The organism is bacterium, assembly GCA_016708315.1.
In the GTDB taxonomy this organism is placed as follows: Bacteria; Zixibacteria; MSB-5A5; order CAIYYT01; family CAIYYT01; genus JADJGC01.
Genome location: JADJGC010000024.1, coordinates 66,660 through 90,710 on the forward strand (window position 1 = coordinate 66,660; position 24,051 = coordinate 90,710).

General features: G+C 53.2%; 20 protein-coding genes. 2 read left to right on the forward strand and 18 right to left on the reverse strand.

The genetic code is table 11. The features are described from left to right. Positions 1-185 precede the first annotated feature (185 nt). Positions 186-971 carry a nucleoside triphosphate pyrophosphohydrolase gene (mazG, locus tag IPH59_16445; protein ID MBK7093275.1) on the reverse strand — a complete coding sequence of 262 codons (786 nt, stop codon included), beginning with the start codon at positions 969-971 and terminating at the stop codon, positions 186-188. Positions 972-1,108: 137 nt separating this feature from the next. On the opposite strand from mazG, the gene IPH59_16450 reads away from it, so the two are divergent. Beyond that, entirely contained in the window at positions 1,109-3,781 is a 2,673-nt protein-coding gene (locus IPH59_16450; protein ID MBK7093276.1) for a valine--tRNA ligase, read from the forward strand. A 34-nt stretch (positions 3,782-3,815) separates the two neighbouring features. On the opposite strand, the gene IPH59_16455 is transcribed toward IPH59_16450, so the two are convergent. Together IPH59_16455 and IPH59_16460 are read right to left on the reverse strand one after the other, a co-directional pair. Beyond that, the gene (locus tag IPH59_16455) at positions 3,816-4,610 is read right to left on the reverse strand and encodes a hypothetical protein (GenBank protein MBK7093277.1); all 795 of its coding nucleotides are present in this window, start codon (positions 4,608-4,610) and stop codon (positions 3,816-3,818) included. A 24-nt stretch (positions 4,611-4,634) separates the two neighbouring features. Continuing rightward, complete coding sequence (locus IPH59_16460) at positions 4,635-4,934, reverse strand: Rieske 2Fe-2S domain-containing protein (protein ID MBK7093278.1); 300 nt, start codon at positions 4,932-4,934, stop codon at positions 4,635-4,637. A gap of 671 nt (positions 4,935-5,605) precedes the next feature. Here IPH59_16460 and IPH59_16465 point away from each other — a divergent pair. Beyond that, a complete protein-coding gene (locus IPH59_16465) occupies positions 5,606-12,148 on the forward strand; it encodes a T9SS type A sorting domain-containing protein (protein MBK7093279.1) in 6,543 nt (2,180 codons plus the stop codon). A 156-nt stretch (positions 12,149-12,304) separates the two neighbouring features. Here the strand turns inward: IPH59_16465 and IPH59_16470 are convergent, their stop codons facing one another. Genes IPH59_16470 through trpC form a run of 15 tightly spaced genes read right to left on the reverse strand, consistent with a single transcriptional unit; the run spans position 12,305 to position 23,979 of the window. Continuing rightward, a complete protein-coding gene (locus IPH59_16470; protein MBK7093280.1) occupies positions 12,305-13,201 on the reverse strand; it encodes an aminotransferase class IV in 897 nt (298 codons plus the stop codon). Positions 13,202-13,204: 3 nt separating this feature from the next. Further along, positions 13,205-13,642, reverse strand: a complete 438-nt coding sequence (gene aroQ / locus IPH59_16475; GenBank protein MBK7093281.1) for a type II 3-dehydroquinate dehydratase — start codon at positions 13,640-13,642, stop codon at positions 13,205-13,207. Beyond that, entirely contained in the window at positions 13,639-14,718 is a 1,080-nt protein-coding gene (locus IPH59_16480) for a 3-dehydroquinate synthase (protein ID MBK7093282.1), read from the reverse strand. The genes aroQ and IPH59_16480 overlap by 4 nt, the downstream gene beginning before the upstream one ends. Further along, positions 14,708-14,932, reverse strand: a complete 225-nt coding sequence (locus tag IPH59_16485; protein MBK7093283.1) for a hypothetical protein — start codon at positions 14,930-14,932, stop codon at positions 14,708-14,710. Before IPH59_16485 ends, IPH59_16480 begins: the two co-directional genes overlap by 11 nt. Further along, entirely contained in the window at positions 14,923-15,240 is a 318-nt protein-coding gene (locus tag IPH59_16490; GenBank protein MBK7093284.1) for a shikimate kinase, read from the reverse strand. The genes IPH59_16485 and IPH59_16490 overlap by 10 nt, the downstream gene beginning before the upstream one ends. Then, positions 15,224-16,357, reverse strand: a complete 1,134-nt coding sequence (aroC, locus tag IPH59_16495; GenBank protein ID MBK7093285.1) for a chorismate synthase — start codon at positions 16,355-16,357, stop codon at positions 15,224-15,226. Before aroC ends, IPH59_16490 begins: the two co-directional genes overlap by 17 nt. After that, on the reverse strand, positions 16,354-17,163 hold the full coding sequence (locus tag IPH59_16500) for a hypothetical protein (protein ID MBK7093286.1): 810 nt from the start codon (positions 17,161-17,163) through the stop codon (positions 16,354-16,356). Before IPH59_16500 ends, aroC begins: the two co-directional genes overlap by 4 nt. Then, the gene (gene aroA, locus IPH59_16505; GenBank protein ID MBK7093287.1) at positions 17,164-18,429 is read right to left on the reverse strand and encodes a 3-phosphoshikimate 1-carboxyvinyltransferase; all 1,266 of its coding nucleotides are present in this window, start codon (positions 18,427-18,429) and stop codon (positions 17,164-17,166) included. It lies immediately after the preceding gene. After that, positions 18,426-19,274, reverse strand: coding sequence for a prephenate dehydrogenase (locus IPH59_16510; protein MBK7093288.1), 849 nt, complete (start codon positions 19,272-19,274; stop codon positions 18,426-18,428). The genes aroA and IPH59_16510 overlap by 4 nt, the downstream gene beginning before the upstream one ends. Beyond that, positions 19,274-20,287: a 3-deoxy-7-phosphoheptulonate synthase gene (gene aroF, locus IPH59_16515; GenBank protein ID MBK7093289.1), complete on the reverse strand. Its 1,014-nt coding sequence runs from the start codon at positions 20,285-20,287 to the stop codon at positions 19,274-19,276. The genes IPH59_16510 and aroF overlap by 1 nt, the downstream gene beginning before the upstream one ends. 2 nt (positions 20,288-20,289) lie before the next feature. Next, a complete protein-coding gene (aroH, locus tag IPH59_16520) occupies positions 20,290-20,655 on the reverse strand; it encodes a chorismate mutase (GenBank protein ID MBK7093290.1) in 366 nt (121 codons plus the stop codon). Next, positions 20,652-21,452 carry a tryptophan synthase subunit alpha gene (locus tag IPH59_16525; protein MBK7093291.1) on the reverse strand — a complete coding sequence of 267 codons (801 nt, stop codon included), beginning with the start codon at positions 21,450-21,452 and terminating at the stop codon, positions 20,652-20,654. The genes aroH and IPH59_16525 overlap by 4 nt, the downstream gene beginning before the upstream one ends. Continuing rightward, positions 21,436-22,626, reverse strand: a complete 1,191-nt coding sequence (gene trpB, locus IPH59_16530) for a tryptophan synthase subunit beta (GenBank protein ID MBK7093292.1) — start codon at positions 22,624-22,626, stop codon at positions 21,436-21,438. The genes IPH59_16525 and trpB overlap by 17 nt, the downstream gene beginning before the upstream one ends. Next, a complete protein-coding gene (locus tag IPH59_16535) occupies positions 22,616-23,209 on the reverse strand; it encodes a phosphoribosylanthranilate isomerase (protein ID MBK7093293.1) in 594 nt (197 codons plus the stop codon). Before IPH59_16535 ends, trpB begins: the two co-directional genes overlap by 11 nt. After that, complete coding sequence (trpC, locus tag IPH59_16540; GenBank protein MBK7093294.1) at positions 23,206-23,979, reverse strand: indole-3-glycerol phosphate synthase TrpC; 774 nt, start codon at positions 23,977-23,979, stop codon at positions 23,206-23,208. The genes IPH59_16535 and trpC overlap by 4 nt, the downstream gene beginning before the upstream one ends. Positions 23,980-24,051: the final 72 nt, after the last annotated feature.

Sequence of the window (24,051 nt, forward strand, 5' to 3'; positions counted from 1 at the left end):
ATAGACGTTAGCAAAAGAAGAGAAGTATAAGAGCTATTTAATTGGTATTTTTCGGGGGCGTTGCGTTGAGAATCAATAGCTTACGCGTGTTCCATTGAGAAACGCCAGGCGACAAAGTGGATACTTATTCCTATGAAGAGTTTCGACTTGAAATCCCGAAATGGTTACGATAGACGGAAAAGGAGTTAAAGAAGCTTGGCGCGCTGCCATTCTTCTTCCATTTGAGCCAACGTTGCCTGCTTAAGCGTCAGTCCACGCGCTTGTAGTGCCTTCTCCATTTTGTCAAAGCGATCGGAAAATTTGCGAATCGTACCGTTGAGACAAGTCTCCGGTTCAGCCTGAATGTGACGAGCAAAATTCACGAGTGAGAAAAGCAGGTCGCCGAATTCGTCTTGAATGGCGGCTTTGTCATTTAGGGAAAGCGCTTCTTTGAACTCTGAAAGTTCTTCGTCGATTTTAGCAAAGATGTCTTCCGCGCGCTCCCAGTCGAATCCGAATTGAGCGGCTTTCTCCTGCACGCGATAGGCTTTGAGCAACGACGGCATCGTTTTCGGAACTCCGGAAAGCACTGTCAAATGCCGCTCTTCCTTCTTGCGAGTCTTCAGCTTGACAGCCTCCCAATTTTGCCGCACCTGATCCGGAGTCAAGTCCTTGCGGTCGCCGAAGACATGCGGGTGGCGTTCGATCATCTTCTGAGTGACGACTTCGACTACATCGCGCATGTCGAACTTGCCGAGTTCTTCGGCGATTTCAGCCTGAAAGATGATGTGAAGCAGGATGTCGCCGAGCTCTTCTTTGAGCTTGTCGTAGTCGGAAGCTTCACCGGCTTCGACTGCTTCGTACGTCTCCTCGATCATGTACGGCAGCAGCGACTGAGTGGTCTGTGCGCGATCCCAATTACATCCTCCCGGCGCACGCAATTTGCGAAGGATTTCGACCAATTCCTGAAATGATGTTCCTGACTCTCTCACTGAATATTCGCGCCTTTCTTCCGATTAGAGGAGGACAATATAGAGGCGAACACGGCGGCGACCAAGGCGTTTTAATATCGTCTTGACATCATTGGACTAACGGCTATACTCATAGCTTACTTTTGGAAGAGAGATTTATGAGCGGACAGGAAATTCCCAAGCAATATAACCCTTCCGGCGTGGAAGACCGCCTGTATGCGGACTGGCTCGCCAAGGGATACTTCCACGGCAAGGTTGATTCGCCGAAGAAGACATATAGCATTGTCATACCACCACCGAATGCGACAGATGTGCTGCATCTGGGCCATGCGCTGAACAACACCCTCCAAGATATCATGATTCGCTGGAAGCGCCTTCAGGGCTTCGAAGTGTGTTGGCTTCCGGGCAGCGACCATGCCGGTATTGCGACACAGGTTGTCGTTGAGAAGCTGTTGGTCAAGGAAGGCACTTCTCGCCGCGAAGTTGGCCGCGAAGAGTTTGTCCGTCGAGTTTGGGAGTATGTCGGCGCCAAGAAGGCACGCATCATGGAGCAGTTGCAGAAAGTCGGCTGTGCCTGTGATTGGTCGCGCGAGCGATTTACGCTTGATGAGCAACTTTCGGAAGCGGTGAAGGAAGTTTTCATCCGCTTGCACGAAAAGAATCTGGTCTACAAAGGCAAATACATCGTCAACTGGTGTCCGCGATGTCAGACTTCCCTGTCGGACGACGAGGTCGAGCACCAGAGCCGAGTCTCGAAGCTGTATCATATCAAGTACAAGCTCAAGGGGCAGGATGTCTACATGATTGCCGCAACTACACGTCCGGAGACGATGCTTGGCGACACGGCATTGGCAGTCAATCCCAAGGATGAGCGTTACCAGAAGTACATTGGCAAGACGGCGATTCTGCCGATCCTCGACCGTGAGTTGGCGATCGTCGCTGATGACTATGTTGATATCGAATTCGGTACGGGTGTCGTCAAAATCACACCGGCGCACGATCCGAATGACTTTGAAGTTTCTCAGCGTCATGATCTGGAGAAGATCAATATCCTGAATCCGGACGGTACGTTGAACGAAAACGCTGGCAAGTTCAAGGGTCAGGATATCAAGACGGCGCGCAAGTTGGTTCTGGAAGAACTCGAGAAGAAGAGCTTACTCGCCAAAGTTGAAGACTACGAACATTCGGTCGGTACTTGCTATCGCTGTTCGACCGTTGTCGAACCTTACCTTTCGGAGCAGTGGTTTGTCCGCATGAAACCGCTGGCGAAACCGGCGATTGAAGCTTTGAAGAACGGGCAATTGCGTTTCCATCCCGATCACTGGTCGAAGACATATCTCTATTGGATGGAAAATATTCGCGACTGGTGCATTTCGCGCCAGTTGTGGTGGGGACATCGCATACCGGTGTACTACTGCCGCGAATGCAACGAAGAGATGATTCTCAAACAGGCGCCGACTCAGTGCCGCAAGTGCAACAGCACGGATGTCTATCAGGAAGAAGATGTTCTCGATACGTGGTTTTCCTCGTGGCTGTGGCCGTTCTCGACATTTGGCTGGCCGCAGGATACTCCGGATTTACGCAAGTTCTATCCCACCGATTCACTGTTTACGGCGAGCGAGATTATTTTCCTGTGGGTCGCACGCATGGTGATGGCTGGATATGAATTCACGGACAAGCTCGTTTTCAACGATGTCTATATTCACGGTACGGTTCGCGATGCTCACGGGCAAAAGATGTCCAAGTCGAAAGGCAACGGCATCGATCCGATCGAAGTCATTAATCAGTATGGCGCGGACAGTATGCGTTTATCGTTGATTCTCTCGACACCGGAAGGCCAGGATCCGAACATTGCGATGAATACCTTCGAGCTGGGACGCAATTTCGGCAACAAGCTGTGGAATGCTTCACGATTCATCCTGATGAATATCGGCGACGACCTTGGCGAGGGCGACCTTGACACGATGCCGATTTCCGACAAGATGCCGCTGATGGATCGCTGGATTCTTTCGCGACTCAATGAGACGATTAAGATCACCGGTGATTCGCTGACGGAGTTCAAATTCAACGCCGCCGGCAAACAGCTCTATGATTTCGTCTGGCACGACTATTGTGACTGGTACATCGAACTGGTCAAGACGCGACTATACAACGATGACGATCCGGCGGATAAACTGCTCGCCAAACGGGTTACCGGCTATTGTCTGAACAACATTCTGATTCTGCTTCATCCATTCGCGCCGTTTATCACGGAAGAGATTTGGCATTTGCTGCACAAACTTCCGGAAGGCCAAGAGTCAATTCTCAACGCGAAGTATCCTGTCGCCGACGAGAAGTTGATCGACCTGCAGTTGGAAGAGATGATGAACAAGCTCCAGCGCGTCGTCAATGCGATCCGCAATATTCGCGCGGAAATGAATGTTCCGCCGTCGAAGCGCGCCGAAGTGCATCTCAAGATCACCGATACTGCTCTGCGTCAGACGCTGGAAGCCAATCAGAACTATATCGTCAATCTCGGCAAGATCGAGCGGCTCGTCATCGGCGAAGATGTCAAGAAACCGCCGTTGTCAGCTTCGGCAGTGATTCCTTCGGTTGAGATCTTCATTCCGCTGGCTGGATTGATCGATATCGATATGGAGCGCGCGCGTCTTCAAAAAGAGCTTGAGAACATAACGGGTCTTCTGGAGAAAACTCGCAAGAAGCTTGCTAATCGCGAATTCGTTGATCAGGCGCCCAAGGCGGTTGTCGAGCAACAACAGGCGAAGAAAAAAGAGTACGAAGATATCGTTGAGAAGATCAATGCCAACCTTGAGCAGTTGCTGGGATGGTAGCGACGCGGCGACTTCGACGCTTTAGTAACCTGACCTACCGACCGATGTAACGACGGATTCCGACCCCGATTCCGGCCTCGAACGAACCGGTGTCTTCGCGAACAGTCGACCAGCGAAGATTGACATCAAGCGACGACGACTTGTCCAGCCGTATCCTGAACTGGTGAGTCAAACCACCTCTATGGTATCCACCGAATGTAAAGGCGTGGTACATATTGAACTTCCGTCCTACCGGAAATGCCAATCCAAAATTATAGGCGCCGCCACCTGAATTCAGAGGCAGGTTCTCGTTTAGACTAATGCCTAAGTGCATTTTGTCTGCTTTCCCGACTCGAATGTGACCGGTAATGTGCGGCATGAAATCAATCTCATCATTGAAATCACGCGGATAGCGACCAATCAATACACCTACGCCGATACCCTCATCTTCGCCTTCGTAACTAATACTGGGCGTTACCACCGCAAATGTCTGTCGTCCGACATGTTGGTCAAGATACTTCCCCTGTTCAACATCATAGTTGCTGGAGGATGCGAGTGTAATGTCGCTGTACCATAACGCGCCGGTTACCCCTACGACAAAGGGCGATCGGGTTCTTTGCGGCACTCGCATGTACAGAGCTGCTGCGCCTTCAACGAACGTGTTGTCGACAGTACGGGGGGGACCATCGCAGCCTTCGATAACGGAAGTATATTTCCCCGTGCCACCATACAGCCCATAAACTATATCGGTCTGATTCTCGTCGCCGGAGTCAATTCCAATCGGCAGAGCGAGGACGGCGCAGACTTGAAAGAGGCGTTTACACTTCGAAGCGAATGATGATAACAACATTGGTCCCCCAATGTTTAGAGTGGTTTAGATTTCAATATAGACGATTCCATCGACGACATCAACAGGATAAGTCTTGAGCTTGGCCCAGGCTTCGGTAAGGCACTCTCCCGTCGTGATGTCATAACGCCAGCCGTGCGCTGGGCAAGTGATGATGGTGCCGTCGATTTTGCCGTTGGCGATTGAGGCTCGCATATGTTTGCAGTCAGCTTCGAGTCCGTGCAATTTGCCATTCAGACAGAAGACTGCGACATTACGGGCAAGAATCTTGAGGGACTTGACTCCCCCTTCTTTGATTTGGTCCTTATGGCAAACTTTGAGTCTCATACTTCGATCAAGAATATGATACCGTTTATGGCCGATCGCCACCTGTAATTCTTCGAGAGCGAAAATAGCCAAAAAGTGCGACGATTTTCATGCAACGCACTCCACAACAACAGCTTACATCGACCGAATCTTAAATAGAGGTCAATTACGTAGTTAAAGGAGGCAGAATTGAGTCTCGATATGGGATATCGCCGACACGTCCGAGCTGTATCTCTATGTCTGCGTTTCAATTGAATCAGTCGAGAAACTGTTCAAGGAGCCAGAAATACCTTGACAAATTTGAGCGAATTACCTTATTTATACCTAATTAAGTAGTACTTCGCAGTACTTCAACAACTCTAAGACATTTAATAGAATTTACGGTGTTCGGTGGTATGCAAACAGGCACCAGAGAATCCATGTTGCGCAAGCAAACTCTCAGTTGTGGGTTCGTGTCGTTTGTTCAACCTCGCCGGTAACTTTTTGAGATTGGAGAATATCGGGAATCTTAGGTAAAGCGCTGCAAGTTCATTTTCATACGCACGTTGCGTCCTCTCATATCCTTTGCACGTTTTCCCCCGCCGTAACGGCATTCCGCGATAGTTGATCCAATCAGAATTAGAATCGAAATGTGTCACATTGTGAAAGAATATAAGTCCTCTGCAGAACCTTTAGAAAACATTGGAGTCAAAATGTCTAAACAGCTGACCAAGCTTATGATGCTTGTCATCATCGGAATGTGTTGTTTGACAATCACGCCATCGGTGTTTGCCGCCGGTGGAAACCCTGATCTTCCTGACTCGGTAATGGCGCTGATGAACAAAACTGCGCTGACCGGGGAACCATCGTTGCAGTACATATTCGACAGCCTCGGATATGACATCAACGTTGCCACCGACGAAACCGGTATGGAGACCTTCTGTACAACGCCGGGACAAAATCTGGCGACAATTGTTATTGAAGTCGCCGGCTCCGCGGCAACTGCTCGCTCTGGTTGGTATGTTGCCAATGACACAACTCCGCTTTATCAGCTGTTTTCCGGCGGTGATGATCCGGGCGACTCGGTAACCTTCTCTGTTTCCGGAGGTGACTCCATCGGATTCTGGATGAAGCCGAGAATCGCACCAGACACCAACCGCACTTGGTACACGCAGAATTATCTCAACTATGACGGATTTAACCACGCCAAGGTATTTCGTACCGGCGTTCCGCATGAATTCATCGTGGCTTTTGAGGACTTGCCGAACGGTGGAGACACGGACTGGAACGACTTGGTGTTCAAGGTCCGCTTCTCAAATCAGGCGCCGGTGATTACTCTCCCGGCCGATATCAATGTACTCCAATGTTCGTTGGCACAGATTTGTTTTGCAGTTAACGCTTCCGACCCCGATTGCCAGGGCGACACGATTACCGTCACCAAGCAATCAGGTCCGGGTACTTTCACACAGATCAAGCAGAAGGGTCCGGTCAGCACCAACTTCTGCTGGACTCCGGCGGCTGCAGGGACTTATCAGTTTGTTTTCAAGGTTAAAGACGAACTGAACGCTACCGATTTTGACACTATCAATGTAACGGTTACTTTGAATACGGCACCGGTTGCCAACGCAGGACGCGACTCCACCCTGTTCCAGTGCACACCGGCTCCGATTTGCATAACCGCTTCATGCACCGATGCAAACAGCAATTTGTCGACCTGTCAATTGGTCTCAGGTCCTGGCACCTACAATGGTTCGACGATCTGTTTCACTCCCGCCTCTTCGGGAACTTACACCCTTGTATTGAAAGCTACGGACGCGTGCGGATTGATCGACTATGATACTTCAGTCGTCAATGTCACACTCAATCAGGCTCCGATTGCGAATGCGGGTAATGACTCGACTCTCTCCCAGTGCACACCGGCACCGATTTGCGTGACTGCATCCTGCAGTGACCCGAACGGTAACCTGTCGACCTGCCAGTTGGTTTCAGGTCCGGGCACGTACAATGGCTCAGCAATTTGCTTCACACCGGCGGCGTCAGGTTCATACACCTTCGTGTTGAAGGCGACGGATGCTTGCGGATTGACAGACTTTGATACTTCCGTTGTCAATGTGACTTTGAATCAGGCGCCAATTGCAAATGCGGGTAATGACTCGACACTCGCGCAGTGTACTCCCGCACCGATTTGCGTGACTGCATCTTGCAGCGACCCGAGCGGTAACCTCTCGACCTGCCAGTTGGTTTCCGGTCCGGGTACGTACAACGGCTCAGCGATCTGCTTCACTCCGGCAGCATCAGGTTCATACACCTTCGTGTTGAAGGCGACGGATGCTTGTGGTCTTACGGACTTCGATACTTCAGTAGTCAATGTGACACTCAATCAAGCACCAATTGCGAATGCGGGCAACGATTCGACGTTGTTCCAGTGTACAGCGGCGCCGATTTGCGTGACTGCTTCCTGCAGTGACCCGAATGGTAACCTGTCGACCTGTCAGCTTGTCTCTGGTCCGGGCACTTACAACGGCTCAGCGATCTGCTTCACACCGGCGGCATCAGGTTCATACACCTTCGTGTTGAAGGCGACGGATGCTTGCGGATTGACGGACTTCGATACTTCAGTAGTGAATGTCACTCTTAATCAGGCACCGATTGCTAATGCCGGCATCGATTCGACGTTGTTCCAGTGTACTGCTGCTCCGATTTGCGTGACTGCATCCTGCAGTGATCCGAACGGTAACCTGTCGACCTGCCAGTTGGTCTCCGGTCCGGGCACCTACAACGGCTCAGCGATCTGCTTCACACCGGCGGCATCAGGTTCTTACACCTTCGTGTTGAAGGCGACGGACGCTTGCGGATTGACGGATTTCGATACGTCTGTAGTCAATGTGACTTTGAACCAAGCACCGGTTGCGAATGCGGGTAACGATTCGACACTCGCACAGTGCACTCCGGCACCGATTTGCGTGACTGCTTCCTGCAGTGATCCGAACGGTAACTTGTCGACCTGTCAGTTGGTCTCTGGTCCGGGCACTTACAACGGCTCAGCGATATGCTTCACACCGGCGGCATCAGGTTCATACACCTTCGTGTTGAAGGCGACGGATGCTTGCGGATTGACCGACTTCGATACTTCAGTAGTGAATGTCACACTCAATCAGGCGCCCGTTGCAAACGCTGGAAGTGATTCGACACTGTTCCAGTGCACGGCGGCTCCGATTTGCGTGACTGCGTCCTGCAGTGATCCGAACGGTAACCTGTCGACTTGTCAGCTTGTCTCTGGTCCGGGTACTTATAATGGCTCAGCGATCTGTTTCACGCCTGCGGCATCAGGTTCATACACCTTCGTGTTGAAGGCGACGGATGCTTGCGGGTTGACGGACTTTGATACTTCAGTAGTCAACGTGACTCTCAACCAGGCACCGGTTGCGAACGCCGGCAACGATTCGACGTTGTTCCAGTGTACACCCGCACCGATTTGCGTGACTGCATCCTGCAGTGATCCGAACGGTAATCTTTCGACCTGTCAGCTTGTCTCCGGTCCGGGCACCTACAACGGCTCAGCGATTTGCTTCACACCTGCGGCATCAGGAAGCTACACCTTCGTGTTGAAGGCGACGGATGCTTGCGGTCTTACGGACTTTGACACATCGGTAGTCAATGTCACACTCAATCAAGCACCGGTTGCGAATGCCGGCAACGATTCGACATTATTCCAGTGTACACCGGCTCCGATCTGTGTGACTGCATCCTGCAGTGACCCGAACGGCAACCTTTCGACCTGTCAGTTAGTCTCTGGTCCGGGTACCTACAACGGCTCAGCGATCTGCTTCACTCCGGCAGGTGCTGGTGTCTTCACCTTCGTTCTGAAAGCGACCGACGCTTGCGGAGCAACAGATTTTGACACTTCAGTAGTGACGGTATCACTTAACCAGCCGCCGGTAGCGAGCATGGGCAATGACTCAACGCTCTTCCAGTGCGGTGCAGCTCCGATTTGTATTCCGGCTTCGTGCTCCGATCCGAACGGTAACTTGTCGACCTGTCAGCTTGTCTCAGGTCCCGGTTCCTACAACGGCTCTGATGTCTGCTTCACTCCGGCTGGCGCTGGTGTCTTCACCTTCGTTCTGAAAGCGACCGACGCTTGCGGAGCGACGGACTTTGATACGGCAGTCGTGACGGTAGCACTCAATCTTCCGCCGGTAGCCAATGCAGGACGCGATTCGACGCTGTTCCAGTGTGCTCCGGCGCAGATCTGCATCACGGCAGGCTGCAGTGATCCCGATGCCAATCTTACCAATTGCGAATTGACTTCCGGTCCGGGAACGCTTAACGGCGGCGGCATCTGCTTCACGCCGGCAGCTTCCGGAATCTATACCTTTATAGTGAAAGCGACTGATGCTTGCGGTTTGACCGACTTCGATACCTCGGTAGTCAACGTCACGCTGAATCAAGCTCCGGTTGCGACGGTCGGAAACGACTCGACCTTGTTCCAGTGCACACCGGCTCCGATCTGTATCGCTGCCGCTTGCAGCGATCCGAACGGCAACTTGTCAACTTGTCAGTTAGTCTCAGGTCCGGGCACCTACAATGGCTCGACGATCTGCTTCACGCCGGCATCTTCGGGAAGCTATACCTTGGTTCTCAAAGCCACGGATGCTTGCGGATTGACGGACTTCGATACGTCAGTCGTCAATGTCACACTTAACGTGGCACCGATTGCCAATGCTGGACGCGACTCGACGTTGTTCCAGTGTACACCGGCACCGATTTGCATTGCGGCTTCGTGCAGTGATGCCAATGCAAACTTGTCGACCTGCAACTTGATCTCCGGACCGGGCACCTACAACGGTTCGCAGATTTGCTTCACACCGGCGGGTGCAGGCACTTTCACTTTCGTACTGCAAGCAACCGATGCTTGTGGAGCGACTGATCTTGATACTTCGGTGGTGACGGTGACAACAAACGTTGCGCCGATTGCAAACTGCCACGGCGATACAACAATTTTTGCGTGCAGCCTTGCGCAGATCTGCATTCCGGGATTCAGCGTAAGTGACGCCAATAACAACATCACAACGACGGTTGTCACGGGCGGCACACTCAATGCCGGATCAGTCTGCTTGACTCCAGTTGTTGGAGCGAACAATATCAGACTAATCGTTACGGACGCCTGCGGACTGGCGGATACTTGCCAGACAATCGTGACCGTAGTTCTCAATGCCGCGCCGGTAGCAAATGCCGGAGCTGATCAAAATCTGCTGTGCCAGACACCTGGGCAGTCGATCTGCTGGGCGGCAAGCTGTACCGATCCGAATAGCAACCTGACAGATTGCTCGCTGGTCTCGGGTCCGGGTACTTACAACGGCACACAGATTTGCTTCACACCAGCGTCGAGCGGCACCTTCTCATTCGTGCTTAAAGCAACCGATGCCTGCGGAGCTACTGATTTTGATACCGCGGTAGTCACCGTCAGATTGAACAACGCCCCGACGGCTTCGGTAGATCAGGGTGACACCACGATCTTCTGCAGCGAAACTGGCCCGATGCAGATTTGCGTGCCTTTCAGCTATGCTGACATGAACGGTAATGTGCAGAGTGTCAGTGTCAATCCGGCGCCGACGACGTTGAACTTCGCCAACGGCTCCGGGCTGTTCTGCTTCACACCCGCGAACGCATTTGATGATATCTATAGCTACACGGTTACAGTGACCGACAGTTGCGGATTGATTGCTCAATCGACGCACACCCGCTGGGTACGCTTCATCGATTGTGATACGGCGACGTGCTTTATTGTCAAGACCGAGAAGACGCACAATACCCTTCAGGGTCACTATGAATTCGTTTCAGTCACCATCGAAGGCGCCGGTCAGGAATTTGGCGGCTTTGATTTCTTGATGAGTTACGACAACTCTGCATTGAACTTCGTCGAAGCGAAGCCCGGTGACATGCTGACAACTTGCGGTTGGGAGTATTTCACCTATCGCTACGGCGCACAGGGTAATTGCAACGGTTCGTGCCCGTCAGGATTGGTCAGAATCGTTTCGGTTGCCGACGCCAATAACGGCGCCAACCATCCGAGCTGCTTTGGTCCGGCGTTGCCGTCACCGCAAGAGTTGTTTGTATTGAAGTTCCTCGTCACCAATGACAGAACGTTCGAATGTCAGTACGTACCGGTCAGCTTCTTCTGGCTCGATTGCGGCGACAACGCGATTTCGACTGTCACCGGCGACACGCTGTATCTCGAAAAGCGCATCTTCTCATTCGAAGGCAACGCAGTTTGGGATGAGTTTGATGACGCGCTCTTCCCCGAGCACTCACGTCCGTTTGGTGTCGGAGCGTTGGACTTCTGTATGCTTGGCGACAAGTATGAGCCGATTCGCTGTATCGAATTCTGGATAGGCGGTATTGACATCGTCTGCGCCGATTCAATTGACGCGCCCGGCGACTTGAACCTTAACGGTATCGGATACGAAATCGCCGACGCCGTTATGTACACGAACTACTTCCTGTACGGTCTCGCGGCTCTTGATCCGGATCCGATGCGTCGCGAAGCACAGATTGCGGCATCGGATGTCAACCGCGACGGCAGCAGCCTTTCGGTCGGCGATCTGGTTTACCTGATCCGAGTAGTTGTCGGCGACGCCCTTCCATTCAATAAACTGACGCCGTTTGCCAATAGCGTCATCGTGAAGCAGGAAGGCAGTGTCGTTTCGAGTGATGCCAATGTCGAAATCGGCGCCGCGCTGTTGGTATTCAATGTCGGCGAGAGCTATTCAATTAGCAGCCTCACCGATATGACAGTGTCCACGAACGAAATGAACGGACAGGTTCGGGTGCTGATCTACGACATCTCGTCCAATTCAATCGCAGCCGGTTCTACGGCGCTGCTCGAAGTGACCGGAGATGCCGAACTGGTAAGCGCTGATGTTGCCGATTACAATGGCAGCATGATGACAGCACGCCTTGAGAAGAACGTTCTGCCGACAAGCTTCGCTCTTGGCCAGAACTATCCGAATCCGTTCAATCCTGAGACGGTGATTGAATTCGCCCTGCCGAAATCGGCGAATGTGATGATTACCGTTTACAACACTACCGGCCAAAAAGTCGCGACGGTGTTGAACAATGTCATGAGCGCAGGCCGCCATCAAGTGAGATGGGACGGCAAGGACAGCGGCGGCAACACGGTGTCCTCAGGCGTTTATCTTTACAAGTTCGAGTCCGAGGGATTCAGCGAGACCAGAAAGATGTTGCTGGTCAAGTAGTATTCCGGTTGCTGGGTCTGTGCGCGAATGACCAAGCGCGCAGATCAGGAATGAAAAAGCCCCGATTGTGAGATCGGGGCTTTTTTTGTTGGCCGTTGTCCTAGCTATCGTTAGATCCTAGGCATTGAATCGTTCGCTTTATTACTCGTATGACGGTTACTTCACCGGCACGAGCCAGTCAGCATACTTCTTGATTTTCTGATGAGTCACTTCGTCGAACACGCGGGCGACTTCAAGCGCGATCTGATCCTTGCGGGCAAGGTTGAATTTGCGCTTCTCCAACTGCTTGACGAAGTTCACGCCGGAACCGGTGCCGGTGAAGAAGATTTCATCCGCCTTGAGAAGTTGCTCGCGCTTGAACTTGCCTTCAGTGACCTTGAGACCAAGCTGTTCCTTCGCTAATTGCATGACCGACAAGCGCGTGATGCCGCCGAGCGGACCGCAGTCGATTGACGGCGTGAACAAATTGCCGTCTTTGGCAAAGAAGAGATTCATGATTGAGGCTTCGGAAACGTGGCCCTCGGTTGATGACAAGATGCCGACATCATAGCCTTTCTTCTTGGCTTCGATAGCACTGAAAAATGACAACAAGTAGTTGCCGGTAAGCTTGCCGGCGAAGGTGCCGTCGGTCGGACGTTTCTGCGAGACGAAACAGCAACGATACTGGTTCGCCGAACTAAAGGGAATCGACTGAATGAAAATCGACAGACCGTAGTCGGACGGGCGCATCAAGCCGACGCCTTTTTCACTGCGGTAGACTACCGGACGGATGTAGGTATCCATCTTGACATTGTTCTTCTTGATCAATGCGGCAACGATACCGATGAATTCTTTCTCCGAGACCTTGAAATCGATGTCGAGCATCTTGGTCGAGCGGACGAGGCGCTGATAGTATTTTTCGGGACGATAGAGATACCAGTTCTTCTTGTCTTCGAGATAGTATGCCTTCATTCCCTCAAACGCTGCGGTTCCATAGTTGACAGATTGCATCATCGAGGACATGTTGTTCTGTTCGGGCGAATGGAATTTCCCATTCGTGTACATGAATTTCATAGTCTATCCTTTAGCTGTATTGGCAATGTATTGAATGGCTAATTCGTATCCAGTTATGCCGAGTCCGCTGATCAAGCCCGCGCAACCGGCGGCGGTAATCGACTTGCGGCGAAACTCTTCGCGTTTGTAGATGTTGGAGATGTGGACCTCGACGACCGGGACTTCGACAGCAAGAAGCGCATCAAGAATGACAATTGAGGTGTGGCTGTAGCCGGCGGGATTCATGACGATGCCGGCGACACCTTTGCGGTATTTCTGTACGCAGTCGACGATGTCGCCTTCGGAGTTGAATTGGAAACAGTCGATTTGATAACCGAGTGACTTGCCACATTTCTTCAGCCGACGCTCCAACTCGGGTAGAGTGGTTTTGCCGTAGACCTCGGGCTGGCGTTCGCCAAGTAGGTTAAGGTTTGGACCGTTGATAACGATAATCTTCTTCATGCTTCCAACATCTCTCGCGTCTGCTCATAGGCGCGCGCGAATTGGGAATAGTCTACGCTTTTCACTGTGTGCTCGCCACATCTTTTTAGCAGTACAAAATTGACGGTCGAGCCGGACTTCTTCTTATCGTGCAGAACCCGCTCCCACAGCACCTGCGGCGTGATTTCGCTGAGAGCAAAGCGGCGATAGACTGATAGTATTGGCGATGCCACATTGTCGCAGTCCAAGCCGCTCAGACCTGACAGCTTGCGCGACAGGGCCAACGCAACTATGATCCCGAATGCCACTGATTTGCCGTGCGAATGGCCGGTGACGGCCTCGTAGGCGTGCCCCGTCGTGTGACCAAAGTTCAGGACGCGGCGCAGGTCTTTCTCGAAGGGGTCGCGATTTACAACGTCAACTTTCAAGCGCACCGCTGCGGCAACTAAGTCGGAAAGATCGCCGCCATTAAGATAGTCATCGAGATTCGCAGTGTGCTTGTGGAATGCCTTGCTGTCACGGGCAGCGAAGATTTTGAACGCCTCTACCAAGCCATCGCGAAGTTGATTCTTCCGCAATGTTGCCAAGAATCTCTCGTCGCAAAATACGCGTTTCGGCGGATAGAATGTTCCGGCGATATTCTTGGAGCCGCCGAGATTGATTGCCGTCTTGCCGCCAATTGCGGCATCGACCTGCCCAACCAGCGTTGTCGGGAGCGAGACATAGTCGATTCCACGCATGTAAGTTGACGCTGCGAATCCAGCCAGATCGGTGACGACACCGCCGCCGATTGCGATCAGAAGCGATCTGCGGTCGGCGCCCTGGTCGTGAAGCCAATGCAATAGTTTTCCTGCGCTGTTGATGCTTTTCTGTTTTTCGCCGGAAGGCAGTGCGTAGAACGTTCTCTTTGACAAGGTAGATTTCAGTAAATCGCCGCCATGGAGCCGAACTACATTAGCATCGACAACAAAATGAGTTGAGCTGTGCGCTTGCGATTTAGCATAACGGGCGATCTCTTCAACGAGCCCGGTTCCGATTTCGATGCTGGTTTTGACTTGGGGTAATTGATGATTGTCTTGAGTCTCTTCACGATGCAATCCATTCGCGATACGAGTGCAACACCAATTCGGAAACTTCCAGCGGCGACAGTCCGCTTGTATCGATTTTGTTTGTGATGGTCGCCCATACTTCGCGCCGCCGTGATTCGATTTCCGCGAGTTTGGCGACGGCATCGGTTCCTTCAAGCAAGGGGCGATCATTGCGATACAGCAGCCGATGTGCCAATTCACCGGAAGGCGCAGTCAGAAGCACCACCAGTCCGTTTTTTTGGCAAGTGTCAAGTTCTCTGGTACCGCCAACATCCCTCCACCAGTCGCGATGACCTGTCGATCCTGTTCGCAAAGCTCCGTCAACAAATCGTACTCGCGATCGCGAAAATACTGCTCGCCGTGACGGGCGAAAATTTCGTTGACGGTCATGTTTTCGCGGCGTTCGATTAGTGTATCGGTATCGGCAAAGACAAACCGCAGCGCGTTGGCAACTAAGCGTCCGGTGCTGGTCTTGCCGGTGCCCATCATTCCCGCGAGGAACATATTGGACTTGTCAGCGCTTCTTGACATGCTTTAGAAAAGCCTGAAAGTTCTCGCGCGCTTCACGTATCGAGTCGCCGCCGAATTTCTCGGACATCATATCGGCGATTGCCAGCGCAACGACTGCTTCGCAAACGACGCCTCCGGCAGGAACAATACAGATATCGGAACGAACGTATGGCGCATCGACAGTCTTCTTCGAGGTAAGATTAGTCGTCTTGAGCGGTTTGCCAAGAGTCGAGATCGGTTTGAAGAATGCGCGGATGACGATTTCTTCACCGGTCGAAATGCCCCCGGCAATACCGCCGGAGTTGTTTGATGCTTGATAGTAGCCGCGCTTGGCGCTGTACTTGATAGGATCGTGCACTTGCGAACCGGGCAGTTCGGCGGATTTGATTCCGTCGCCGATTTCGACGCCCTTGACTGACTGCACACCCATGATTGCTGCGGCCAGACGCGTGTCGCAGCGACGATCCCACTGGGCATAGCTGCCAAGTCCGACTGGCGCGCCAGTGACGATGATCTCCGACACGCCGCCGAGCGTGTCAGATTGCTCAACGGCTGAGTCGATGGCGCGGATCATTTTGCGTTCGATGCCTTTGTCGGCGCAGCGGACAGGAGACTTTTCGATTTCCTTGAATTTCGCGGAACTGAATTTGACCGGCGTTTCATTCAGCACGCTTCCGATGCGGCGAGTGTGCGAATAGACATTGATCCCAAATGCCGCCAGGAACTGCTTGGCAACACTGCCGGCCGCAGTGCGAGCAGCAGTCTCGCGTGCAGATGAGCGTTCTATTGCTTTTTGGATGTCGTCGAAGTCGTACTTGAGTACCGCCGGCAAGTCGGCATGACCGGGACGCGGGACGACTTTCTTTTCGCGAGTCTGGTCCTTCCAGTTTTTCCAATCGCGATTCTGAATGAAGATGCTGATTGGGCTGCCGATTGTCTCGCCATCCCAGAGTCCTGCAGTGACGAGCGCAGTATCCTGTTCTATGCGCATTCGGGCGCCGCGTCCATAGCCCATCTGGCGGCGGCGTAAATCGATAGTGATGGCATTGACATCGAGAACAAGTCCGGCAGGGATGCCCTCGATGATTGTCGTAAGTCCCGGGCCGTGTGATTCGCCAGCAGTCAAGTATCTGATCATCGCGACGCTCTCCTGATTACTCGCACAATGTCCTCCGGTTCTACTTCGATTCCAGTCATGATACGAAAGTTGTTTGCCGCTTGAACCGCAAGCATGTATTTGCCATCGACGTGAGTTCTTCTCTTGAAATTAGTATCTGCGTACCGCAATTCAAATATTCGCGTCAACTGCGATATAGCCGTTGAGCCAATCAGCTTCGACAGCGCAATTGGAGTACAGTTGATGCAAAGATCGCATCCAGTGTTTATCGAGGAAGCGTTATCAAGCATCTGTGACTCGTAGTGAGTAAGTCGACGTGCTCCTTGCGCCCACGCCGAGAACGCCTTCTCACGTTCGCCCGAGCGATGATAAACCGTGACGCTGGCGGCACGTTTCGAAGCCAGATAATAGAAAACTGTTCGCGCGGAACCGCCGGAGCCGAGGATGGCAACTTCGGCGCCGTGGATGTCGCATTTGAGTTTGCCCTCTATCGTAGCGGCAATTCCGGCATAGTCGCTGTTGTAAGCGTGAAGGACGCCGCGCTTGTTGATGACGAGATTTGCCGATCCGGTGGCTTTGACGATGTTATCGCGCCGATTGATGACAGAACTGACGCTTTCCTTGAACGGTATGGTGACGTTAAACCCTGCAATCGGCAGAGTGCGGGCGCTGGTCAAGAAATCATTGAGACTTGATGGGTTGATGTCAAAACAGTTGTAAATAGCGTCGACCTTGTGGCGGTGAAACAATGCGCGATAAATCGTCGGCGACAATGAGTAGCTGATATTGCTGCCGAGAATTCCGTACACTGCAGTGTTGGGGATCATTCACGATTCCAGCGTTTTCATGAGTTCGTAAAACTCCGGCGCCGAAACGGAAATCGTATCGCCGTATTCCCCGCTCACATTTCCGGTATTGATGAGATTGATGATCTCGATCATCATCGCAATTCTGTGATCGCCGAGGTGAGCTGCATTGCCCTTATGCGCGCCGAGACCTCCCTGAATGTGAAGCGTATCGCCGGTTAGCTCTGCGCTTCCGCCGAATGCCTTGACGACATCGACTATGGCCGTTGCGCGATCCGATTCTTTGACCCGCAATTCGCCGATGTTATGGAATGACGATTTACCTTCGGCGAACATTGCGGCGACTGCCAAAGCCGGAACTTCGTCAATGTATCGCGCAGTGGTGATGTTTGCCGCGTCGAAACCGCGAAGCGAAGTCGATTTGACAACAAGGTCGCCAACCGGCTCGCCGTGTTGCGAACGGAGATTCTCTTGTTCAATACTCGCACCCATTCCACGCAGTATTTCGAGTGCGCCGGTGCGGGTTTCATTGAGCAGCACGTCGCGTATGATCAATTCACTGCCGGGCATCGCCAATGCGGCCACGATGAAGAACACCGCAGTCGAAATGTCGCCGGGAACGGTGTACGCAAAGCCATCGATTCGCTTGACCGGGCTGAGAATGGAGGTTCGTCCTTCAACATCAATGTTGCAGCCAAGGTGTTTGAGCATGATCTCCGTATGATTGCGCGATTGTTCCGGTTCGGTCACCGAGGTAACGCCCTCGGCATGAAGTCCCGCGAAGAGAATCGCTGATTTTGCCTGTGCGGAAGCCACCGACGTGCTGATGTTTATACCGTGAAGTCTACGGCCTCGTACCGTGACAGGCGGACGGTCATCGGCAGCGGCTGTTGCCAGGTCGCCGCCCATTTGCCGCAGCGGCTCTATCACGCGACGTACCGGTCGTCGGTTGAGCGAGTCATCTCCTGCCAGTCGGCAGTCGACCTTGAGACCCGCAAGTATTCCCAAACTCAATCGCAATGTTGTTCCGGAATTGCCGCAATATAAAATGGCTTCGTCTGTTCGAAGTGCTTCAAATCCGGCACTGACACACTCGACAGAGCCGTTGTCTGTTGCGGCAATCATTCCAAGCTTCTGATACAGCGCGAGCGTTGCATTGACATCGTCGCCGCGCGACAAATTGTTGAGAAGCGATTTGCCCTTTGCTAATGCGGCAAGCATGATAGCGCGGTGCGAAATCGATTTGTCGCCCCCTACTCGAATATCGCCGCGTAAGTTCTTGGTCATATTGATTTCTGTTCTTCCTCTCCGAAGATTCGACGAAATTCCTTTTCCGCCCCGGTGTCAAGCGCTTTCTGTGCACGGTCAAGCCCGGCACGCAGTTCGGCAAGACTGGCTTGAAGATTCGCACGATTGCCCCACAACATTTGGAACACCATTTCGGCATCCGATTTCGCAACCCGGGTAGCGCTGCGATAACTTGGACAGGCAAACGCTTCACCGTGTGCGCTGACAATTGTCTCATTTTCGAATTGCGACTTCAATAAGTATGCGAACAAATGCGGAAGATTGCTTGAAACGGCGAAAATGCGGTCGTGCTCTTCCGGGTTGATCGACAGAGATTTAGCGCCGAGGATATCGACAAGCTCCGTCGCAAGTTCGAGAGCCTGCATTTTGGTCGTACCTGATTTGGTCGTGAAGTAGTTTGCGTTGCGAAACAAGTCGGCGTTCCACGATTGCGCACCCCTTAGCTCCGTGCCTGCCAACGGGTGTCCGCCGACGAAGTTCGTCATCTCGCACTCGTTGGCCGCGATCACGATTTCACTCTTGAGCGATCCGGTATCGGTTACGAGGAGTTTGTCTGACAGCGCCGTCCGATGCTTTTTCATGACACCGGCGATTTGCAGCACCGGCAAGGCGATGATCACGATCTCGGAGTTGTCGGCAACATCTTCCGTGTCGACGGCTATGACATTGACCAGACCTTGTTCGCGCGCCTGGCGACAGAGCGCATCGCTCAGATCACAGGCAGTTATGACCAAATCCGGATTGGCTCGTTTGAGCGCAGCGGCAATCGAGCCGCCGATCTGGCCGAGTCCGACGATACCAATTTTGCAATCGCTGAGAGGCATCACACCGTCTTGCCGACCGCGGCGGCAATGTTTTTGACTTGCTTCATCAATGCTGCGAATTGGTCAAGATTAAGCGACTGATATCCGTCACACATGGCTTTGTCAGGATTGGGATGGATTTCGATAATCAACCCGTCGGCTCCTGCCGCAACCGCTGCAAGCGCGACCGGAAGGATCAAGTGCCTCTCCCCGGTCGCATGTGAAGGATCGAGAATAACCGGAAGATGCGAGAGCGATTTGAGCCCCGGCACCGCCGCGATATCGCAGGTATTGCGCGTAAACTTTTCGAATGTGCGTATGCCGCGCTCACAGAGAATGACATTGTAGTTGCCGTTGGCGAGAATATACTCAGCGGACATGAGAAGTTCTTCGATAGTCGACATCATGCCGCGCTTCAGTAACACTGGACGCGATTGCTTGCCGACCTTTTCGAGCATGGCGAAGTTCTGCATGTTGCGGGCGCCGATTTGAATAATGTCGGCATAGTCGGAAATCAAGTCGACATCATCCTGCGACAAGCACTCGGTCACAATCGGAATTCCGACCTCATCGCGGACGCGGGCGAGAATCTCAAGACCCTTGCGGCCCATGCCTTGAAACGAGTATGGCGAGGTGCGCGGCTTAAAGGCACCACCGCGCAATATGCGAGCGCCGGCTTCCTTGGCGGCGATTGCCGATTCCAGAACTTGCTCGTAACTTTCGACAGCGCACGGCCCGGCCATGACAGTCATGGTACCGTTACCGATTTTGGTTCCATTGAGGCTCACCACTGTCGGCTCAGGTTTGAATTCCAATGAGGCAAGCTTGTACGGCTTGAGGATCGGGATGACAGCCTCGACACCCTGCAGTTGCAGAAGCAGTTCCTTCTCGATACTTCGTTCGTCACCGACGGCGCCGATAATTGTCTTTTCCTCGCCTTGCGAGATATGCGGTTTGAGTCCCAGCTCTTCGATGTGTCGAATGACACCGGCAGTTTCCTTTACGGTGGCTTGTTTTTTCATTACAACGATCATCATTACAGTTCTCCCGCGAGATCCGGACGGAGCCGCGACGCATCGCCGATGTAGAGGTGCTTGATCTGGTCCTGTGGCTTGTCGGTATTGACCATGATGAGAATGCGAATAACGCGCTGCAATGCGCCGGGAACGTCGATTTCGGTGGCGCACATCAACGGCACGGTCTTGAGTCCCATCTCGCGTACGGCATAGGCCGGATAATCAGCGGTGAGATCTTTTGTTGCCGTGATGAACACGGCGCCGATGTCGTCGATTTCGATGTCGTTCTTGGCGAACATGTGCACCAATAACTTGCGTGTGGCTTCGAAGATTGCCTCGCGCGAGTTTGCCGATGCGCAGATTGCGCCGCGCACACCGCGCATCATCGTTGTGACTCCAGATTCATGCGTGCCTCCGTCAAGAATTTAGAAACTGATGAGTAATTTCGTTTTGAACCGCTGCTGTCGATCAGTTGCAGGATCGCACTGCCGATAATGACGCCGTCGCTGAATGCGCCGATTTTGCCCGCCATTTCCGGCGTCGAAACACCGAATCCAACCGCAACCGGCGCCTTTGAATGCCTGCGCAGATTCGTTACTTGTTGTTTCAAGTCGCTGTGCATAGTCGCGCGTGCGCCGGTGGTGCCGGTGACGCTGACAAAATAGACAAAGCCCGAAGCGTCGCTTGCGATCGATAGTGCGCGCTCGGGTGGTGACGTTAAAGTTACTAACGGTATGAAGTCGATACCATGTTTGCGGCACGCGATTCGCAACTCGCTGCTTTCTTCGGGAATCATGTCGGGCACTATCAGGCCACTGACATTATTTGATGCACAGCGATTGACGAAAGAGTTGATTCCCGCTCTCAAGATGATGTTGGCATAGCACATCACAACGATTGACTGTGATACACTGCGACGCAGCGATGCAATTGCCGCGAATCCTTTGGCGACTGTGAAACCACGCTCCAGCGCAAGGTGCGACGCGCGCTGAATCACCGGACCATCTGCCAAAGGGTCGGAATGCGGAAAGCCAACTTCGATGATGTCCGCGCCGCTCGTGCTCAAACATTTCATAATCGACGGAAACTCGCGCATCGACGGATAGCCGCAAGTGATAAACGGCATCAGCGCAGCCCGGTTGTCGTCGCGGCATTTCGCAAAAGTCTCAGCGATGGTTGTCATCGTACTCCTTGACACTGCCCATATCTTTGTCGCCGCGACCGGATAGATTGACGATGATGGTCTTCTTGTCGCCGATCTTGCGGGCGAGTTTGCGTGCATAGGCAAGAGCGAAACTTGATTCGAGTGCGGGAATGATGCCCTCGTGTCGGCAAAGCTCTTTGAATGCAGAAACAGCTTCGCGGTCGAGTGCAGTGACATACTTCACGCGGCCGGAATCTTTGAGGAACGCGTGTTCCGGCCCGACGCCGGGATAGTCGAGTCCGGCGCTGATTGTTTCGGTGAGTTCAATCTGCCCGTCGCCATCCTGAAGCAGATAGCTCAACGCGCCGTGCAGTACACCCGGTGTTCCCTTGGCAAGCGGCGCGGCATGTTGACCCGGTTTCAGCGCTTGGCCGGCAGACTCGACACCGATCAGCGAAACATTCTTGTCGTTGAGAAATGCACTGAATATTCCCATCGCGTTTGAACCGCCGCCAATGCAGGCGACAACGTAGTCGGGCAGTTTGCCGGTTGACTTAAGCGACTGCGCGCGGGTTTCCTTGCCGATGACTGACTGAAACTCGCGGACGATTTTCGGATACGGATGCGGTCCGACGGTGGAACCGATGATGTAGTGCGTGGTGCCGACATTGGTGACCCAGTCGCGGATAGCTTCGGAGGTGGCTTCTTTCAGTGTTGCAAGACCGGCTGAGACTTCGCGGACTTCCGCGCCGAGCAGTTTCATGCGTTGAACGTTGGGGCTCTGACGTTTGGCATCGTGACTGCCCATGTAGACGACACATTCGAGCCCAAGCATTGCACATGCCGCAGCGGTTGCCGTGCCGTGTTGCCCGGCACCGGTTTCGGCGACAATACGTTTCTTGCCGATCCGTTTCGCGAGCAGTGCCTGGCCGAGGCAGTTATTGATTTTGTGCGCGCCGGTGTGGTTGAGGTCTTCCCGCTTGAGGAATATGCGCGCGCCTTTCCAGAGACGCGTAAGATTTTCTGCCGGATAGAGCGGTGTCGGGCGACCGCCGAAATCGCGCAGTAGTTGATCCAGTTGTGACTTGAAGCTGCGATCGCGCTGCGCCTGCGCAAATGCGCGCTCGACTTCATCGAGCGCCGCAACGAGCGTCTCCGGCACGAAGCGGCCGCCGTAGCGGCCATAGTAGCCTTTGCGTGACTTAGCGGGCATTCTTCACACTCTCGATAAATCGTCGTACGAGTTGGTGATCCTTCTTGCCGGGCGCGGCTTCGGTGCCGCGCGCGACGTCGACTCCCCAAGGCGCGAGTTCACTTACAATGGCGCCGACATTGTCGGGCGTCAATCGTCCCGCCAGAATGACCGCGTTGCCTACGGCATCTCTGTGGGGGGCGAGCTGTTCGCGCATTATTGACAAGTCGCTGTTCTTGAAATCGAGCAATGTCGGCATCGGGATTCGCGTCAGTTTGCCGTTGACAATGCCGTTCATCCAGATCGCGCGAATCCAACCAACGGCGGGCTGACGAACTTCGAGTTCGGTTGCGTCGAAATAGACTTGATAGTAGTCGAGAACAACGTCACAGTTCTGCGAGAAGTCGAGTAGGTCTTCCGCATTTGCAAATACGCCGACACATTGAATAGACGCGCCGATAGCTTCCCGCAGGCGCTCCAGTTGAACGTAGTTGACGCGTCGCGGTGAATCCGACAGAATGAATCCGACGAAGTCAGCTCCGGCATCGATGCAAACCTCCGCGTCTTCGACGGACGTCACGCCGCAAATTTTCGTCTTGGTCATTGTCCGCGCAGCTCCTTGATTTTTGTCTCGATGTCGTTCGCAGTCATAAGCGACGTTCCAATCAAGCAGGCGTGGGCTCCGGCGGATTGCATGCGCAGAATGTCGGCACGAGTGCGGATACCGCTCTCGGCGACTTTGATGACCTCCCCGGGGATGCGCTTGAGGATTCTTTCGCCCGTTGTAAGATCGATAGTCATTGTCTTGAGATTGCGATTATTCACGCCGATAATCCGGGCATTGGCAGCCAACGCGCGTGACAATTCGAATTCATCGTGCACTTCGACAAGAGCTTCGAGATGAAGCTCGTCCGACAACCGCAAAAGCTGGCGCAATTCCTGATGATCGAGAATCGCCACGATAAGAAGAACTGCCGAAGCGCCAAGCGCGGCAGCCTCGTGAATTTGCAGTGGGTCGACAATAAAGTCTTTGCGCAAGATTGGTATCGAGACACTCCCGGCTACTTGCTGCAAGTCCGAAAGCGAACCGCCAAAATGTTCTTGTTCGGTCAGCACTGATATTGCTGCGGCGCCGTTTTGCTCGTATGCCTGCGCTATCGAAGCGACATCAACATTGGCCGAAAGTGTACCGGCGCTCGGAGATTTGCGTTTGATCTCGAGAATGAGTTGCCCACCGGGGCGGGAGATCATCTCGCCAAATCGCGCCTGACGTGCCACAGTCTTGGCGGCGCGAGCAGCGATTTCGTTTTCCCAATCAGTGCGTGAGCGATTCTCGATATTGGCTCTGACCTTGGTCACAATCGCGTCGAGCATCTAACTTTCCTCCCGCGATGCCGCAACGTAGTCCCTCAGTAGCCGTTTTGCCTTGCCGGAGTGAATAGCTTC